Raw genomic sequence first — 15,767 nt, forward strand, 5'->3', positions numbered from 1 at the left:
ATGTAGGGCGCGATCGTGACGCTGGCGAGTCGGTCGCACGATTATTCGCCGAACACCGGCTCGCCCCGGCGGCGGCGATCGATAAAATCGACCACGCTGGTGCTGGTGGCGTTGAGCAGCGGATAGGTCCGCGCGTCCTTGATCCACACCGGCCGCCGCGTCGGTCCGCCGCCGATGAAGTCGGCCGCCAGCAGCAGCAGCAGAAAGGCGAGACTGGTCAGGATCAAGCCCTTGAGCGCACCGAAACCGAACCCCAATGCCCGGTCGACCGGCCCCAGCACCGACGCCCGCGTCCGCGCACCGATCGCATTGGCGACCAGCCGCCCGGCAAAATAGCCGACCCCCGCGATCAGCGCGAAGGCGAGCGTCGCTGCCCCCCCGGCGGTGCCGGTCGGCCCGACCAGTGCGGCGGCGACCGGCGTATGGAACAGCTTGAGCGCCAGCACGACCAGCACCCATGCGCCGAGCGACAGGATCTCCGTCACGAACCCGCGCAGGAAGCCGAGCACCGCCGCACCGCCAACGGTGAGCAGAACGGCGATATCGAGCGAGGTCAGACCCATGGCCGGGCTATGCCGGGCGTGGCGGGGATTGTCGAGCGCTCCCGATCCTGTCCGGTCTGCGAGGTCGCTGCGAACGTCCCGCGCGCGGCTTCCTTCTTCCGTACCCCGGCGAAGGCCGGGGTCCAGTTGGGGAACGTCGGTGATCTGTGGGAAAGCCTTCCCAACTGGCCTCCGGCTCCGGCGAAACCTTGGGACCGATCGACATTCAGCGATAATCACGGAATTTCGTCATTCCCGCGCAGGCGGGAATCCATAAACGCCGACGGTTTGGCTCGATCCGCGACGTTGGCGTATAGGGGCTCCCGCCTGCGCGGGAGTGATGAGAGGGGATGGAACACTATTCCTTCATCCAGCGAACTGAATGTCGATCCCGCTTAGCGAAAGTGCCGATCGCCGACCCGCTGACGTACCCTCCCGCAGGCGGGGGGCCAGAGCCCCGAGCAAGGGCGGTTGTTTGCTTGGCACCGGACGCCCGCCTGCGCCGAGGGTTCGGCGGATATGCGGGTATATGCCGTGTTTAGATCAAGGGGCGCGGCCCGCGCACCGGACCGTCCCTGCAGGAGCAGGTAGAAGCGCGCCCGTCAGCAGTCCCGACTTCCACAAAGGTCTGGCGCCGGTACGGTTCCGGACCGCCGACCACCAAACGAACCTATTCCGTAACCACCGGTATCCCCGGCAACGCCTTCGACGTCCGGACGGTCGGCGACGTCTTCACGCTCGCGACGTTCGGCGCGGTAATCAACTGCGTCGTCAGCATCGACTGAAAACTTTCCAGATCGGCAGCGACGATCTTCAGGATGAAATCGATCTCGCCGTTCAGCATATGGCATTCCCGGACTTCGGGAATCGTCGCGATATGCGCCTCGAACGCCGCCAGATCGCTACCCGCCTGGCTTTTCAGGCTGACCAGCGCGAACACGGTGATCGTGAAACCCAGCAGTCGCGGGTCGAGTGCGGCGTGATACCCCTTGATCGCGCCGGCCTCCTCCAGCGCCCGCACGCGGCGCAGACAGGGGGGTGCGGTCAGCCCGACGCGCTCGGCCAGTTCGACGTTCGTCATTCGCCCGTCCTCCTGCAACAGCGACAGGATCTGCCGGTCGATACGATCGAAAGCCATATAGTGCGGTCCGTGGGTTTGTTCGAATGAAAGCGCAACCTACAGCATCACAAAATTGCGCGGAAGCGTAATTGTCCCACATTGCGACGTACCGAAATTGAGCGGTTCCGGAATGCGCTTCTCCTCGTTAAGGGTTCCTTAGCGCGGCGGCTTCGCGTGGCGCTTTCATGGGTGGCTGGTGCACTTCGACGACACTCTCGAAACGGTTCTCGCTGCCGATTTGTCGGGCGAGGGCGCGCGCGCGTCGGTGTGGCGGCAACTCGTCGATCTGGTGGGCCGGGGACGGGTGTCCGCCGACCCCCGCGCCATCGCCTTGCTCCATGATCTGCGTAACCATGTTCCGCGAACGGTTCGCGTGGCCAGTGCCCGCGACCTCGAATATGCCCGCCCGCCGGTCGAACTGGTCGGATTGCTGGCGACCGATGTGATCGAAGCGGCCTTGCCGGTACTGCGCGGCGCTATCCTGTCGGTCGATCAGTGGCAGGCACTGTTGCCGCGCCTGTCGCCACCGGCGCGCGGCGTGGTGCGCAATCGCCGCGACATCGACCCCGCCGTCCACCGCGCGCTCGACAGCTTCGGATCGGTCGATCTGGTGCTGTCCGACGAACGCCCGGTCGAACCGATCGCGCCGCAGCCGGTCACCGCGCCGGTTCTCGCCGTCGTCCCGCCGCTCGCTGCCGTTCCGGTGACTGCGCCGGCGATCGATCCGGAACCGCTGTTCCTCGACCCCGCGACCGAGCCCGATCCCGCCGGTCCGTTCCGCATCGCCGACGTCATGGCGCGGATCGAGGCGTTCGAACGCATCCATGACGGCGCGCCGCCGCCCCCGCCGCAAATCGCGCCGCAGGACAGCTTCCGCTTCGAAGCCGACGCCGCCGGTCAGATCCGTTGGGTCGACGGGGTAAGCCGTGCGCCGCTGATCGGCATGTCGCTGGATTTCTGCGCGACGCCCGGCCATGCCCGGTTCGATGCGATCGCCGCCGGCGCGCTGCGCAAGCGCGCGCCGTTCCGCGATGCCCGTCTGACCATCGGCGGCGACAGCGATGCGACCGGCGAATGGTTCGTGTCGGGCGTACCCGCGTTCGACCATGCCACCGGCCGCTTCATCGGCTATCGCGGGACCGCGCGGCGACCCTATCACGGCGAACGCGCCGAACCCTATCTCAACCGCGATGCCGGCATCGCCCAGCTGCGCCAGCTCGTCCACGAACTGCGCACCCCGGCGGGCGCGATCGCGGGCTTTGCCGAAATGATCCAGCAGGAATTGCTGGGGCCGGTGCTGCCCGTCTATCGCGATCGTGCCGGTGCGATCCTCAACCATTCGCGCGATCTGGTCGCGGTGATCGACGATCTCGATCTTGCCGCGCGGATCGACGGCGACGCGCTCGACCTGCGCGACGATCGCGTCGCGCTCGGGCCGTTGTTCGACGTGATCGCCGCCGATCTCGTGTCGCTGTGCGAATTGCGCGGCACGCTGCTGGAGGTCGATCCGACCGACATCGCCGTCGCCGGGGATCGCCGCGCCGTCGAACGGCTTCTCGCCCGGCTGCTCGCGACCCTCGTTTCGGCGGGGGGGCAGGACGAATCGATCCATGTCCGGGTCGGCCTCGAAGGTGATGGCTTTGTGTCGATCGTGCTCGACCGGCCGCAGGCGCTCGACGCATGGCCCGGTAACAGTGTGTTCGACGTCGATGACGGCGAAGAGGATATGTCGCTGCTCGGGACCGGCTTCGCGTTGCGCCTCGCCCGCAATCTCGCGCGCGAACTCGACGGGACGCTGGCGTTCGGCTCGGCGACCCTGACCCTGCGCCTGCCGGCCGCCCATGCGGTGGAGATCGAACGGGCGCAGCGGCGCTGATGGAGCCGTTCCGGCCCGCCGATGGCCGACCGGTCGTCTGGCGCGAAGGGTTCGGCACACGCTTCACCGTCTTCGTCGATACCGAGGAAGAGTTCGACTGGCGCGCGCCGTTCCGCCACGATGGCTGGGGCGTCGGTGCCGTCGCCGCGCTGCCCGACGCGCACCGCCGTTTCGCCGACCATCGCGTCGAAACCTGCTATCTGGTCGACTATCCGGTCGCGACCGATCCCGCCGCCCTCGACGCGCTGCGCGCGGTGGTTGCCCATGGCCGCGCCACGATCGGTGCGCAGCTGCACCCATGGGTCAATCCGCCGTTCGACGAAACCCTGTCGGCGCATAGCAGCTTTGCCGGCAACCTGCCGCGCGCGCTGGAGGCCGCCAAGCTCGACCGCCTGACCGACGCCCTGACCAGGGGTTTCGGGACTCGCCCGATCGTCTATCGGGCCGGGCGCTATGGCCTGGGGCCGGCGACGCTGGGGTTGCTGGCGGCGCGCGGCTATGCGCTCGATAGCTCGATGCGCGCCCGCTATGACTATCGGGCACAGGGCGGGCCGGACTATCGCGGCATCGGCAACGATGCGTTCCACACCGGCCCCGACGAGCGCATCGTCGAACTGCCGCTGACGACCGTCTTCACCGGGCGGCTGCGGCGCGGCGATGCGCGGCTGTACGAAAGTGCAGGCCGGTTTCCCCGCGGCCGGGGTCTGCTCGCCCGGCTCGGCCTGCTCCACCGCGTCGCGCTGACGCCCGAGGACATGCCGCTGGCCGACGCGCTGGAGGCGATCCGGGTGGCGGTGGGCGAGGGGGTGCGTGTCCTCAACTTCGCCTATCATTCGCCGAGCCTCATACCTGGCCACACCCCCTATGTCCGCGATGCCGCCGATCTGGCCGCCTTCTGGCACTGGTGGGATGCCGTGCTGGCGCTGCTCGCCACCTTGCACGTCCATCCCGCGTCCAGCGACGACATCCTCGCCGCCGCCACCTGATTCTTTCGCCTTCGCCGTGCGTTGGGCCGCGCGAAAGGAATTGCCGATGCTCACCGCGCAAGACGAACACTGGATGCGCGAGGCGATCGCCATCGCCCGGACCAAGGGCGACGACCCGTCCTGCTCCCCCCTCGGCTCGATCATCGTTCGCGACGGCCGCGTGTTGTCGGCGCAGCCGAACCAGACGCAGGAACTCCCCGACGCAACCGCCCATGCCGAAATGATGGCGATCCGCCGCGCCTGCGAAAGCGAGGGCGATATGGAGCTGCGCGGCGCGACGCTCTATTCGACGCTGCAACCCTGCGGCATGTGCACCATGGCCTCGATCTGGTCGAAGGTCGGCCGCGTCGTCTACGGCGCCGGCCGCGACGATGTGCACGCCATGTATTTCGAGGATCGGCACATCGATACGCTGGCGTTCATCGGCGACGCTTATCGCGACGACATCGTCATCGAGGGCGGCTGCCTGCGCGCGGAATGTGCGAAGCTCTATTACGGCCCGGACGACGACGTGCCGGAGGAAGAACAGGGCAACCTCTGACTCCCTCTCCCCTTCAGGGGAGAGGGAAGGGGCCCGTCCGGCGCAGCCGGATGGGAAGGGAGAGGGGCATAGAAAAAGGAGCCGGAAGCGCGAAGCCTCCGACCCCAATTCTGCATGTCGGCCGACGCGGGACTAAATCCCGCGTCGTCGGTCGGGTGCTACGCCCCCGCCGGCCGGTCGCCAGCCGTCTCCGTTTTAGCTTGCGCTAAAGCGGTGCGGCCCGGAGCTTACGCTCCGGCTACTTCCGTAGTGTCGACCTTGATCCCCGGGCCCATCGACGACGAAACCGCAACCTTGCGGACATACTTGCCCTTGGCGCCCGTCGGCTTGGCCTTGACCACCGCATCGACCAGTGCGTCGAAGTTTTCGCGCAGATCGGCCGCCGAGAACGACGCCTTGCCGATGCCCGAATGGATGATACCGGCCTTTTCGACGCGATATTCGACCTGGCCGCCCTTGGCCGCTTCGACCGCAGCCGCGACGTTCATGGTGACGGTGCCGAGCTTCGGGTTCGGCATCAGGCCCTTCGGACCCAGGATCTTGCCGAGACGACCGACCAGACCCATCATGTCCGGGGTCGCGATGCAGCGATCGAAGTCGATCTTGCCGCCCTGGATGGCGTCCATCAGGTCTTCGGCACCGACGACATCGGCACCCGCCGCGGTGGCTTCGTCCGCCTTCGCACCGCGTGCGAACACGCCGACGCGCACGGTCTTGCCGGTGCCCTTGGGCAGGGTCACGACGCCGCGCACCATCTGGTCGGCGTGACGCGGATCGACGCCGAGGTTCAGCGCGACTTCGATCGTCTCGTCGAACTTGGCGGTCGCGTGGGTCTTCGCCAGCGCGATCGCTTCATCGATGCCGTGCAGCTTCAGCGCGTCGACGGCGGTGGCGAGGGTCTTCGCCTTCTTGGTCAGCTTGGCCACAGTCTTAACCCTCCACCACTTCGAGGCCCATCGCGCGGGCCGAACCTTCGATGATCTTCGTCGCCGCGTCGATGTCGTTGGCGTTCAGATCCTTCATCTTGATCGTCGCGATCTCGCTCAGCTGCGAACGCTTGATCTTGCCGGCAACCGACTTGCCCGGTTCCTTCGAACCCGACTTCAGGTTGATCGCCTGCTTGATGAGATAGGTCGCCGGCGGCGTCTTCGTCTCGAAGCTGAACGAACGGTCGGCATAGACGGTGATGATCGTCGGCAGCGGCGTGCCCTTGGCGATATCGCCGCTGGAAGTCTGCGCGTTGAACGTCTTGCAGAATTCCATGATGTTCACGCCGCGCTGACCCAGTGCGGGGCCGATCGGCGGCGACGGCTTGGCTTCGCCTGCCGGCACCTGCAGCTTGATATAGCCGGTAATCTTTTTGGCCATGAGTCTCACTCTCTTTCAAGTTTAGCGGTACGTGCGGTCGATCCTGCCGGACCGGCCTCCCGCCATGGTTTCCAAAACTGTCGTTTGGGAAGCGGCGCGCTTAGCCGAAACACCGCGCGCTTGCAATGTAGGATTCCGTCTGATCCGTTCGGGACCATGCCCCAGCCGAAACCACGTCCCTATACCCGCAAGCAGGCGCTGCAAAACGCCGCCTTCCTGACCGAACTGGCCCGCACCGGCAATGCGCGGGAGGCGGCACGCACGCTCGACCTCAACCGCTCGATGCTGACCAAGCGGAGGAACGCCGACCCCGACTTCGCCCAGCGGTGGGAGGCGGCGCTGGTCCTCGCCGCCGCCGCGCTGTCCGACCCGCAAGCCCCGCCCGGCGAGGCGCACGTCGTCCGCACGCGCGGCCGCCTGCAACTGCGCACGTCCGGCAAGCGTCGCCAGATCGATCGCGACGCCGAACAACGCTTCCTCGCCGCGGTCAGCGCCACCGCCAATATCCGCCTGTCCGCGCAGGCCGCCGGCTTCGCGCACAGCAGCTTCTACGCCCGCGCCCGCCGCCATCCCGGCTTCGCCCGCGAACTGCGCATCGCGCTCGCCATCGGGGCCGAGCGGCTGGAGGCGGCATTGCTCGAAAGCAGCCTGCCCGAAAGCAACGCCCACGATCACTGGCGGCACAACGATCCGCCCGCCATCCCGCCGATGACGGTAGCGCAGGCGATGCAGATGATCGGCCAAAAAGCGCGCCGCGAACGCGAACTCGCCGACCCGCAGGCCCTCCCCAAACGTGGCGAGAGCAACGCCGCATGGATCGAACGCCGCACGCTGGCCAATGGCGTCCGGGCGATGCTGGAAGAGGAGGAAGCGCGGATGGTCGAATATGCGCAGGAGGAATGGCGCAAGGGTGGCCGGCGCACCCAATGGGAACCGGGCGGCTGGGACTTGCTGCTCGAACAGGCGTTGCGGGTGAAGGGGAAGGCGGGCAGCTGACGCAACCGCCCCCGCCCGCCAGTATCGCCCCGGCCCGGACCCGGCGGCACCTCCCGCCATCGTCACTCCAGCACAGGCCGGCGTCACCCGGCGATCGAGCGCAACGCCCGCCCGAAACCCCCGAAACGCACCCATCGCCCCCTTGCTGTCTTCCCCAATCCGGCGCAATTTCCATCCCGGAGAGGTACAAGAAGAGGCAGCAAGACGATGCGAAGCGCGTTCCTGATCCTGACCCTGATCGCCACCACCGGCCCGGCCATCGCCGCCACACGCCCACCGACCACCACCTGGGGCAAGCCCGGCGTGTCCTTCGACGCCTATCGCCGCGACGCCCGCGAATGCGCGGTGCAGGGCGCGAAGGCCGATATTGGTGGGTGGAAATCGACGAAGGAAGTCGTCGCCGCCACCCGCGATCAGGACCGCATCCTCGAAAACCAGACGCTCAGTCCGAACAATCCGATGATCGACTACGCCATGGTCTATCACCGCCGCATCCGCGGGAATGTCGAGGAAGTGCAGCAGACGATGGTCGGCGCGGTCGAGGAATGCCTGATCGGTCGCGGCTATCGCGAGGTCGTGCTGGACAAGGCGCAGGAGCGGCAGTTGCGGAAGTTGAAATGGGGGACCGAGGCGCGGGCGCGGTATTTACATGCGCTGGCGACGCGGGAGCCGGGGGTGGGGAATAGTGCGCCGGTTTGAATGGGGCTGAGGAGCCATTTTTGCCGCCCTCGCAAGGGCCGGGTCCGTTCGCAGGATAGAAATTAGCGGATTTCCCTCGGCGGCCGGCTTCTCAAAAGTGCCCAGAAAACGATTCTACGATTGGCACCAAAAGCGGCGGATTTCTGCGGTTTTCTGAAAGAGCGTCGGGAAGGTTGTATTAGGCTTTTGTACTAGTCGAGGCAAGGGGCTGGCGAGCCATTCGGCTACGCTCCCTGAGCTACCTCTGTATCAATCTCGAAAGACATAAGCGGCTTCCCGAAATGCCTAGCCATATCTAAATTGTATTGTTTGAGGCAACTTTGGAGCTTCGCCATGTTTTCAGCTAGCAGTGCAATCATACTATCTAAAAGGGCTTCAAGCATGAGAGTGTATGGCTTGATTCTAGCCGCTTCTTCTGGCCTTATCCGATGTGTGAAAGTCATTCCCTGATTGGCTACAGGCTGAGGCATCAACTCATAAAGAGCTTCATGCCTTGCCTTGTACTCATTCATTGCAAAGATAATTGATGAGTAGCGGCCGAAGCATAGTTCTAGCTCTATTAGAAGCTCAGCCGATTGTGACTTGAGCAAGAGATCAGTTTCGCTTTGATTTAGCTCCTGCGGTTTACGATCAGGCACACCTAAAGGGCGGACTAGCGGAAACTTCATATTTGGCGGGTACATCGGTTCACGGATAGCAAGACTGCCCTTGATATGCCGGTCAATGTCCGCATTCTGGTTTAAAAGCGTGAGAACCTTCCATCCAATGCCCCGGCCAATCTCCGCGTCACGCTGCCTATCAGCTTTCTGCTTCTGCCGGTTGGCGATAGGATAGGCTGAAAGGGCGACGGCCACGGCCAACGCCGACATGGACCCTGAGAACCAATCGGCCCAGCTACCCGGCTCAAGGCCGACAAGACCGAGCAATGTGTATTCCTGCGCCATCTGCGCCTCCAACTAGATCGTTATTTAGGTCGGCTACGGATATGCCGTCTCCATATCCCGGCCAGAATGTGCGGCGGCATCTTTGATTAGGGCATCGCCCATAGCTACACAGCCAGTAGCATAGACCAGCTTGTAGTTATCCTCTTTCGATCCCTTGAGGAACGGAGCTATTTTCAAGATAGGCTCTAACAATGTCGGGTGGTCAAAGGTCAGCGGTAGCGCCCGATGGGCGAAAACATTCCTAATATCCTTGATCGCGTTAAGACGGCCATGCATCAATGGACCGTAGATACCTATCGCCATGCCCAGCTGTATCTTGGCAGAGAAAGTGGCGAATGGCGCGCTAGGCCCGGTAAACCACTCTCCGGCTAGCTTTGCTCCGGGATCAATTAGGCGGCACTTGATAGCTTGAGTAAGATAATGTTCGACCAATCCGCCGCCCATAATTGCGCAGCCACGATCGTCAGCTTCAAAATGCAGCATCTTCAAGTATGCAGGCATGTCGGCTGGATCGGGTATCTCAGCCATAAGCTGCTGCCGGGTCGGCTGCTTAACGCCACGGGCTGCCGTATGCTTCGCCCGATCATTGCCGCTTCCTGTCACTCGCTACCCCTATGCAACCTGCCTACGACCTATTTCCGCTGAGGATATGCGAGAGGGCAGATCAGACAAGTGGGAGCCGGTTTGCCCCCGTAGCCCCTCCCTGCCCGGTCCCACGATTATGACACGCCTAGCGCGACCTGCATCATCGCGCATGGTTCTTCATCCCTGCATGACGTGTCGCAGTAGCTAGATCATGGCTGGATTGGTGCTGTCCAGAATAACCAAACGAGTATTTGCGGATCTCCGCAGGAACAAAAACGGCGCAGGGCCTTCGCCCTACGCCGCTGACGTCGGTCGGGTTGCACCCGCCGGCCGGTGTCCGCCGTCTCACGAATAGCGTTCGCTATTCGTGTGCGGACAGCAAGTCAGGCTTTCGCCTTACTTGCTTCGTTCCACCTGCTCGAAATCCAGTTCGACCGGGGTCGCGCGCCCGAAGATCGACACCGATACCTTCACCTTCGACTTGTCGAAGTCCAGCTCCTCGACCAGACCGTTGAAGCTCGCGAACGGGCCGTCCAGCACCTTGACCGAATCGCCGATCTCGAAATCGACCTTGATCTTTTGCTTGGTGGGCGAGGCGGCGGCCTCTTCCTTGCTGTTCAGCATCCGCGTGGCTTCCGCCTCGCTGATCGCCTGCGGCTTGCCCGACGATCCCAGGAAGCCGGTGACCTTCGGCGTGTTCTTGACGAGGTGATAGACCTGATCGCTCAGGTCCAGCTTCGCCAGCACGTATCCCGGCATGAACTTGCGTTCGGACTGCACCTTCTTGCCGCGACGGACTTCGGTCACATTCTCGGTCGGGACCTCGATCGCTTCGACCGCATGATCGAGGCCGAGGCGCGTCGCCTCGCTCAGGATCGAATCGCGGACCTTGCCCTCGAAACCCGAATAGGCGTGAATGATGTACCAGCGCGACATGCGTATCCTTTGAACTTTTCGAAGGGGTGCGGGAGACCGATCGGTTACTGTGCGAGCTTCAGCAGGCCCTTGACGATCGCGTCGAACGCCGAATCCACGCCGAGGAAGAAGATCGCCAGCAACGTCGTCATGATGACGACCATCACCGCGGTCATCACGGTTTCGCGGCGCGTCGGCCACGTCACCTTGGCGGTTTCGGCCCGGACCTGCCGCATGAATTCGACTGGGGTAACCTTCGCCACGTGCCTGACCTTCGTTATCGGTTTGACCGACGGCGGGACACAAGGCCCCGTCCGGTTCCTGTCAGGAAACCGGCGCTGCCCATCCACGCTGTCGGATTGGGCATGGTATCTAGCGATCTAGGGCGGAGGAAGCAAGCGCGCGGGGCAACGGGGCGGCACACCCGCCGCCCGTGCCCACGCACGATTGGTTTGGAACCGCGCGAAGGGCGATTTTTGAAGGCGGTGCCGGCCCGCCGCTTCGCCCGACCACCCACGCGGCGCGCGCAATAGCTGGCCGGGTAGGGGAGCGGGCCGGCACCGCAAACCGCGCAACCGCGCGGTTCCGAACTGCCTTTTAAAAGCGGAAGCCGATGCCGGCCGTCGCCTGCACGCGTTCGAAATTGACGCCGTCATACAGCGTCTTGTTGGTCGAATATTGGGTGACGGCCACGTCGCCCTTCAGATAGGCGCGGCCACCAATGCCATATTCGGCACCCGCGCCGATATGATAGCCGCTATAGCTTTCGTCGGTCGAAAAGTCGTCCGAGGTGCCCACGGCATCGTAATCGAGCTTCAGCTTGGCGTGCGAATAGCCGCCCCGCAGATAGGCGACCGACCGCGCCCCGATCGGGAAGCCGACGCGGACACCGGCATATTTGGCGACGCCGGCCTTCTGGCACAGTTCGTCATCGCCAAAGATTTCGTCGCACTGCTTCTGCGTCGACTTGCCGATCCCGGCATAGGCGCCGAGCAGCACCTTCGCGCTGACCGCGACGTCATAGCCGATCTCGCCGCCGAAACCGATGCCGTCATAGCCATCGTAATATTTCGTATCGTCGTCGTAATAATTTCCCTCCAGCCGGTCGTACCCGACCAGCGCCTCGACGCGCAGCCCCTGCAGTGGATCGCGCGCGACCCGCTCCTTCATTTCGGGATAGGGCTGCGGCGCGTCCTGCGCGGCGGCGGGTTGTGCGAACGCGATGGTTGCGGCCACGATGGCCCCTGCCTGAAACTTCATGAAAACCCCCTTTGGTCCACGCGGTTGTCGCGTCGGACGGCGGGGCCGTTAGCGGATACGTGCGGCCTTGTCGCCGGTACTTTGGTCCGGTTCAGAGCAGACTGACCGCTGCGAACCCGCCGATCAGCGCCACGACCAGCAACGTCCCGATCAGCGTCAGCCGCTTCTCGATGAACGTCTGCACCGGCTGGCCATATTTCTTCAGCAGGAACGCGATCAGGAAAAAGCGGAAGGCGCGGGTGATCGCGGCCGTCAGCACGAACAGGCCGAAATTGAACTTGGCGAGCCCCGAGGCGATCGTCACCAGCTTGAACGGGATCGGGGTCAGCCCCTTCAGCAGGATGATCGCCGCGCCGTACTGCGCAAACCCCGCCTGAAATTTCGCGGCCTTGTCCTGCAACCCGTACAGGTTGATGACCCACGCCCCGACCGTATCCCACAGGAAATAGCCGATCGCATACCCGACCATACCGCCCAATACCGACGCAATCGTGCAAATCGCCGCGATCTGATAGGCGCGGGNAGCTTACGACGGCGAGGCTACGCACCGCGTGCCGATGGTTGGCAAGGCGGAGCGTCCAGTCGTACAGCGCACGGAACATCGTCGGCATCCATATAGGGGTCGGCGCGGGGTGCGTGTCGTCGCAAAGAGCAATGTATGCGACTAACCCACTGATTGCAGCGGGCCTAAAGCATAGAACATAAGGACAGCGCAACCTTACAAACTGCTCGAACGGGCGATTTAGAACCGTTTGACCGGTGCAACCAAAGAAAGCTCTTCCGGTGCAGGAGCAGTCAACGGCTGATCAGCGCATATCCCTTCCACCATTTCATATGGTCCGGGCGGCTCGTTCGGTGCGTTTGACGATGTTGCGAGCGGCAGGGCTGCGCAGGGACCGGCTCCGTCAAGGGCGCTGGTTCCGGACGACTGGCCCTGTCCAACAATATGGATTGCCACGGCATCACCGATCCAATCGTCAACGCAAGATTGTCGTCTGAACTACGGGAAAAATCGATACTCTGAGTAGGTTATATTCCCCCGCGTTACTTGTGATTACCGTCAGGCTCTGATCGCAGTACGTCGCTTATATTTTAAGAATGAAGCGGCCGTTCGTCGGCAATCGGAAGGACGGCTATGGTTGTGAAGGTGTACGGCCCGCGCTCGGCGTTACTCCCCGCTCTGGCGTCGTTGCTGGCGTTGACGGCATGCTCGGTGCCGAACCACATGCATGTGACACGCGGCACCGACCCCAAATATGTCGACACCAATGTCCGCTTCCGCACGACCTATTACTTTCGCGTGTTCGACTTTTGTTGGTCGGCAGATACTGCTGTCGGCAGCGGGAGCGGCGCTCCGCGTTATCGCAGCATCATTCCACAGACCGACACGCTCTACCGGTATCGCATGACGGGCAAGGCATCGGCGCTGGGCAGCAATATCAAGTTCGAATCCGGAGTGCTCAACGAGAAGGATATCGACCCCTTCGGTGCCGACGTCGTCTATAATGGCGACGTCAACCGTTATGTCGTCCGCAGCCGTTCCGATGCCAAGTCGCAGGCCGACCAAATCGCTGCCGACCGCCGTGCCGCCGCCCTTGCCACGGCGGCGCGCTCCGCTGCCGATGCGGCGCTCGGGCGGTTCGAGGCGCTCGGCAAATTGCTCGAACAGTCCGCAAAACTCCCCGAAAAGGAACGCGACATCGCCCAGGCCGAATTGAAGACGGCGATGGCTGATGTGCTGCAGGACTATACCGGCAAGCTGCGCGCGCCGCTGGGCGATGCCCTGACGGACAGGTTCGACCGTATCGACAAGCTGCTCGCCGGCCTCGCCGCGACCGAGGGTCGACCGACCACGCCGCCTGCCGCCGCCACGGCCGAAGCGATTGCCAAGGCTGCCGTCGAGGAGGCGCGGGCCGCCATCAACGAGGCGGCTCGGAAACAGGCGCTGTCGGCGCAAGCCGACGGTGCCGCCACACCGCCGCTATGTCCGGCCAACACCATCCTGACCAAGGGATTCCAGGTAATGGGCCCTGAAGGGATGCGGCCGTTCGACCAGAAGCAGCGGCTGGTGATGGCGATGTACACCAGTGCGAAGCCCCTCACCGAAACCCTGACCGAATATTCGGGCAGGATCGTCAACGGACGGGCCAATCCCGCCGAACAGTTGCTGCCGCTGGCGCGCGAAACGCTACGCATTGTCGAGACGCAGCGGACGCTGGACGCCGCGGCCGGTCGGATCGCCGCCGGTGGCGATGCCGTGCCGAAGCTGGACGAACTGTTCGCGACGACGATCGAAACCTTTGGAACGGCGCCCCGCTGATGCGTACACTTCTCACCCTGATCGCCGTGCTGCTGTGCGCCGGCTGCACCCGTTACGAACCGGTCTCGCTGCACGGCGCGGGATCGATGCGCGTCGAGGTCGAGGTCTACAAGGGGCCGCTGTCGGTATCGTCCGAAGCGCAGGTCGGACAGATGGTGGCGGTGATGGCTGATCTGGTCCGCGCCACCGTGGACTGGCGCGCCAGCATCAAACGCCAGTTCGGCAATGTCGAGGAGCAGCAATGCACGCGGCCGGGGTCGGACGGCCTGGCGGGGCTCGATCCGCGCGACTGCGCGATGCTGAAAAGCGTGTTCGACAGCAGCGGGGACGTGATCGGCGGTGCCTGCTATATTTTCGAGACACCGACGCTCAGCAAGACGGTCGGCCCCGCCGTCTATCTGCCGCTGGGGACGTGCAGGCAGCACCAGCAATATTGGGACCATCTCGGCACCTATCGCCGGTTGCTCGACGATGCGCTGGCCAATTGCCAGCCCAAGGACGGCCAATCCGTCAACCTGCTGCAATGCCAAGGCAGCACGATCGTCATCGCGGTCGAGAATCTGGCGTCGATGATGCGCACCGCCGCGTTTCGGCAGGCAAACAGCCAGGTGGCCTATATTTCCAAGGACCAGCAGGTGCGGATGGCGCTAGCCCGTTTCGGCTATATCGCGTCGGAATATGGCAACCAGATCCAGGGACGGATCGGGGTGCTGCAGAAGCAGCTCGGCGATGACGAGCAGGCGCGCAACCTGCCGATCGGCGATTATCTCCGCAGCGCGCGACCGACCGATTTCGTGCAATTGTTCGACTGGCTCGACGCGGGCGACCCGAGCGGGCGGGTGATGCCGGTCGAGGACCGGGTGCGGATGGCCGAACGACTGACATCCGATTTCTACTGGGAGAAGGTCAACGAGGTCTATGCATCGGGCCAGGGCGATGTGTCGATGGCGTTCATCAAGGACGATCTGGGCAACTGGAACCTCAAATCGTTCAGCAACGATCCGCAAAAGCTGCTCGGCGCTTATCGCAAGGCGACCGACGCGGCGTTGAAGGCGGTCGCGAAGCTCGCGTCGAATGCCGCGACCGGGGGTACCGTCGAGGGCGTGGCGCAGGCCAGCCGCATGGCAGCACTCGCCAATCAATTGGCGACCGGACAGGTGCCCGGCGGCGGCGCCAACGTTGCCGGGCTGGACGTCGGCGGACTGCACGATCGCGCCGTTGCCCGGATCGCGGCGATCCGCGAACGCTTTGCAACGCGCGGGGCGGGGCTCGACACCGAGATCGCCACCCAGACGGCCGCGCTCGGTGCGGAGATGAAGGCAGTGGCGGAGAAACAGCAGGTGCGACAGGCCCGACAGGCGGCGGTGGATGCGTCTGACACGGAGGAGAGCCGCACCGCGCTGAACGCCGCCACGCTGGACGTGGCGGAAGCGGAAACCAAGGCCAAGACGGCACAGGACGCACTCGACCGGTTGCAGCGTCGCAAGGCCGAATTGCCGGCCGAGGCGATCGAATCGCTGCGCGCCGCGCTGGGCGATCATCTGGCGGTGGTCGCGGCGATGCAGGACGGCATCGCCGCGTCGTCGGCCCCGCCGAAAACCCCGTAACCGGCGGA

The 15,767-nt window shown here is 64.2% G+C and carries 17 protein-coding genes; 7 read left to right on the forward strand and 10 right to left on the reverse strand.

Annotation, left to right across the window (positions count from 1 at the left end; all coding sequences use genetic code 11):
- Window positions 1-41: 41 nt before the first annotated feature.
- Both ASE91_RS12895 and ASE91_RS12900 read right to left on the reverse strand, forming a co-directional pair.
- Window positions 42-563 (reverse strand): CvpA family protein, encoded by a 522-nt coding sequence (locus ASE91_RS12895; RefSeq protein WP_055995251.1) that lies wholly within the window; start codon window positions 561-563, stop codon window positions 42-44.
- Window positions 564-1,212: 649 nt separating this feature from the next.
- Window positions 1,213-1,680 (reverse strand): Lrp/AsnC family transcriptional regulator, encoded by a 468-nt coding sequence (locus tag ASE91_RS12900; RefSeq protein WP_056403342.1) that lies wholly within the window; start codon window positions 1,678-1,680, stop codon window positions 1,213-1,215.
- Between the two features lie 178 nt (window positions 1,681-1,858).
- Between ASE91_RS12900 and ASE91_RS12905 the strand changes: the two genes are divergently transcribed.
- Genes ASE91_RS12905 through ASE91_RS12915 form a run of 3 tightly spaced genes read left to right on the forward strand, consistent with a single transcriptional unit; the run spans window position 1,859 to window position 5,065 of the window.
- A complete protein-coding gene (locus ASE91_RS12905; protein WP_056626746.1) occupies window positions 1,859-3,538 on the forward strand; it encodes a sensor histidine kinase in 1,680 nt (559 codons plus the stop codon).
- Entirely contained in the window at window positions 3,538-4,524 is a 987-nt protein-coding gene (locus tag ASE91_RS12910; RefSeq protein WP_056626748.1) for a polysaccharide deacetylase family protein, read from the forward strand. Before ASE91_RS12905 ends, ASE91_RS12910 begins: the two co-directional genes overlap by 1 nt.
- Window positions 4,525-4,570: 46 nt before the next feature.
- Window positions 4,571-5,065 carry a nucleoside deaminase gene (locus tag ASE91_RS12915; RefSeq protein ID WP_056626751.1) on the forward strand — a complete coding sequence of 165 codons (495 nt, stop codon included), beginning with the start codon at window positions 4,571-4,573 and terminating at the stop codon, window positions 5,063-5,065.
- Between the two features lie 227 nt (window positions 5,066-5,292).
- On the opposite strand, the gene rplA is transcribed toward ASE91_RS12915, so the two are convergent.
- The gene (gene rplA, locus ASE91_RS12920; RefSeq protein ID WP_055995239.1) at window positions 5,293-5,991 is read right to left on the reverse strand and encodes a 50S ribosomal protein L1; all 699 of its coding nucleotides are present in this window, start codon (window positions 5,989-5,991) and stop codon (window positions 5,293-5,295) included.
- Window positions 5,992-5,995: 4 nt separating this feature from the next.
- Window positions 5,996-6,433 carry a 50S ribosomal protein L11 gene (rplK, locus tag ASE91_RS12925; RefSeq protein ID WP_055995235.1) on the reverse strand — a complete coding sequence of 146 codons (438 nt, stop codon included), beginning with the start codon at window positions 6,431-6,433 and terminating at the stop codon, window positions 5,996-5,998.
- Window positions 6,434-6,589: 156 nt separating this feature from the next.
- On the opposite strand from rplK, the gene ASE91_RS12930 reads away from it, so the two are divergent.
- On the forward strand, window positions 6,590-7,429 hold the full coding sequence (locus ASE91_RS12930; protein WP_056626753.1) for a hypothetical protein: 840 nt from the start codon (window positions 6,590-6,592) through the stop codon (window positions 7,427-7,429).
- Between the two features lie 207 nt (window positions 7,430-7,636).
- Window positions 7,637-8,128 (forward strand): hypothetical protein, encoded by a 492-nt coding sequence (locus tag ASE91_RS12935; protein ID WP_056626755.1) that lies wholly within the window; start codon window positions 7,637-7,639, stop codon window positions 8,126-8,128.
- A gap of 224 nt (window positions 8,129-8,352) precedes the next feature.
- On the opposite strand, the gene ASE91_RS12940 is transcribed toward ASE91_RS12935, so the two are convergent.
- The 6 genes from ASE91_RS12940 to ASE91_RS12965 all read right to left on the reverse strand — a co-directional run bounded on the left by ASE91_RS12940 (window position 8,353) and on the right by ASE91_RS12965 (window position 12,301).
- A complete protein-coding gene (locus tag ASE91_RS12940; protein WP_156357829.1) occupies window positions 8,353-9,072 on the reverse strand; it encodes a hypothetical protein in 720 nt (239 codons plus the stop codon).
- Between the two features lie 33 nt (window positions 9,073-9,105).
- Entirely contained in the window at window positions 9,106-9,675 is a 570-nt protein-coding gene (locus ASE91_RS20685) for a DUF4145 domain-containing protein (RefSeq protein WP_235530474.1), read from the reverse strand.
- 378 nt (window positions 9,676-10,053) lie between these two features.
- Window positions 10,054-10,593: a transcription termination/antitermination protein NusG gene (nusG, locus tag ASE91_RS12950; protein WP_055995227.1), complete on the reverse strand. Its 540-nt coding sequence runs from the start codon at window positions 10,591-10,593 to the stop codon at window positions 10,054-10,056.
- Window positions 10,594-10,637: 44 nt separating this feature from the next.
- A complete protein-coding gene (secE, locus tag ASE91_RS12955; protein WP_055995225.1) occupies window positions 10,638-10,835 on the reverse strand; it encodes a preprotein translocase subunit SecE in 198 nt (65 codons plus the stop codon).
- 334 nt (window positions 10,836-11,169) lie between these two features.
- Window positions 11,170-11,832 (reverse strand): outer membrane beta-barrel protein, encoded by a 663-nt coding sequence (locus tag ASE91_RS12960; RefSeq protein WP_056626762.1) that lies wholly within the window; start codon window positions 11,830-11,832, stop codon window positions 11,170-11,172.
- 91 nt (window positions 11,833-11,923) lie between these two features.
- Window positions 11,924-12,301, reverse strand: coding sequence for a YqaA family protein (locus tag ASE91_RS12965; RefSeq protein ID WP_056626764.1), 378 nt, complete (start codon window positions 12,299-12,301; stop codon window positions 11,924-11,926).
- A 756-nt stretch (window positions 12,302-13,057) separates the two neighbouring features.
- Here ASE91_RS12965 and ASE91_RS12970 point away from each other — a divergent pair.
- Together ASE91_RS12970 and ASE91_RS12975 are read left to right on the forward strand one after the other, a co-directional pair.
- Window positions 13,058-14,152: a hypothetical protein gene (locus ASE91_RS12970; RefSeq protein ID WP_235530475.1), complete on the forward strand. Its 1,095-nt coding sequence runs from the start codon at window positions 13,058-13,060 to the stop codon at window positions 14,150-14,152.
- Window positions 14,152-15,759, forward strand: coding sequence for a hypothetical protein (locus tag ASE91_RS12975; protein WP_056626771.1), 1,608 nt, complete (start codon window positions 14,152-14,154; stop codon window positions 15,757-15,759). The genes ASE91_RS12970 and ASE91_RS12975 overlap by 1 nt, the downstream gene beginning before the upstream one ends.
- The last annotated feature ends 8 nt before the right edge of the window (window positions 15,760-15,767 follow it).

Origin of the sequence: Sphingomonas sp. Leaf62, assembly GCF_001421915.1 — a bacterium.
Lineage (GTDB): Bacteria > Pseudomonadota > Alphaproteobacteria > Sphingomonadales > Sphingomonadaceae > Sphingomonas.

Excerpts from the sequence above, each read along its gene's own strand:
- ASE91_RS12940 (WP_156357829.1), bottom strand. The coding sequence starts at position 9,072 with ATGGCGCAGGAATACACATTGCTCGGTCTTGTCGGCCTTGAGCCGGGT.
- ASE91_RS12935 (WP_056626755.1), top strand. The coding sequence starts at position 7,637 with ATGCGAAGCGCGTTCCTGATCCTGACCCTGATCGCCACCACCGGCCCG.
- rplK (WP_055995235.1), bottom strand. The coding sequence starts at position 6,433 with ATGGCCAAAAAGATTACCGGCTATATCAAGCTGCAGGTGCCGGCAGGC.
- nusG (WP_055995227.1), bottom strand. The coding sequence starts at position 10,593 with ATGTCGCGCTGGTACATCATTCACGCCTATTCGGGTTTCGAGGGCAAG.
- ASE91_RS12970 (WP_235530475.1), top strand. The coding sequence starts at position 13,058 with ATGCATGTGACACGCGGCACCGACCCCAAATATGTCGACACCAATGTC.
- ASE91_RS12895 (WP_055995251.1), bottom strand. The coding sequence starts at position 563 with ATGGGTCTGACCTCGCTCGATATCGCCGTTCTGCTCACCGTTGGCGGT.
- ASE91_RS12910 (WP_056626748.1), top strand. The coding sequence starts at position 3,538 with ATGGAGCCGTTCCGGCCCGCCGATGGCCGACCGGTCGTCTGGCGCGAA.
- ASE91_RS12930 (WP_056626753.1), top strand. The coding sequence starts at position 6,590 with ATGCCCCAGCCGAAACCACGTCCCTATACCCGCAAGCAGGCGCTGCAA.
- ASE91_RS12960 (WP_056626762.1), bottom strand. The coding sequence starts at position 11,832 with ATGAAGTTTCAGGCAGGGGCCATCGTGGCCGCAACCATCGCGTTCGCA.
- ASE91_RS12975 (WP_056626771.1), top strand. The coding sequence starts at position 14,152 with ATGCGTACACTTCTCACCCTGATCGCCGTGCTGCTGTGCGCCGGCTGC.
- ASE91_RS12900 (WP_056403342.1), bottom strand. The coding sequence starts at position 1,680 with ATGGCTTTCGATCGTATCGACCGGCAGATCCTGTCGCTGTTGCAGGAG.
- ASE91_RS12915 (WP_056626751.1), top strand. The coding sequence starts at position 4,571 with ATGCTCACCGCGCAAGACGAACACTGGATGCGCGAGGCGATCGCCATC.
- ASE91_RS12965 (WP_056626764.1), bottom strand. The coding sequence starts at position 12,301 with ATGGTCGGGTATGCGATCGGCTATTTCCTGTGGGATACGGTCGGGGCG.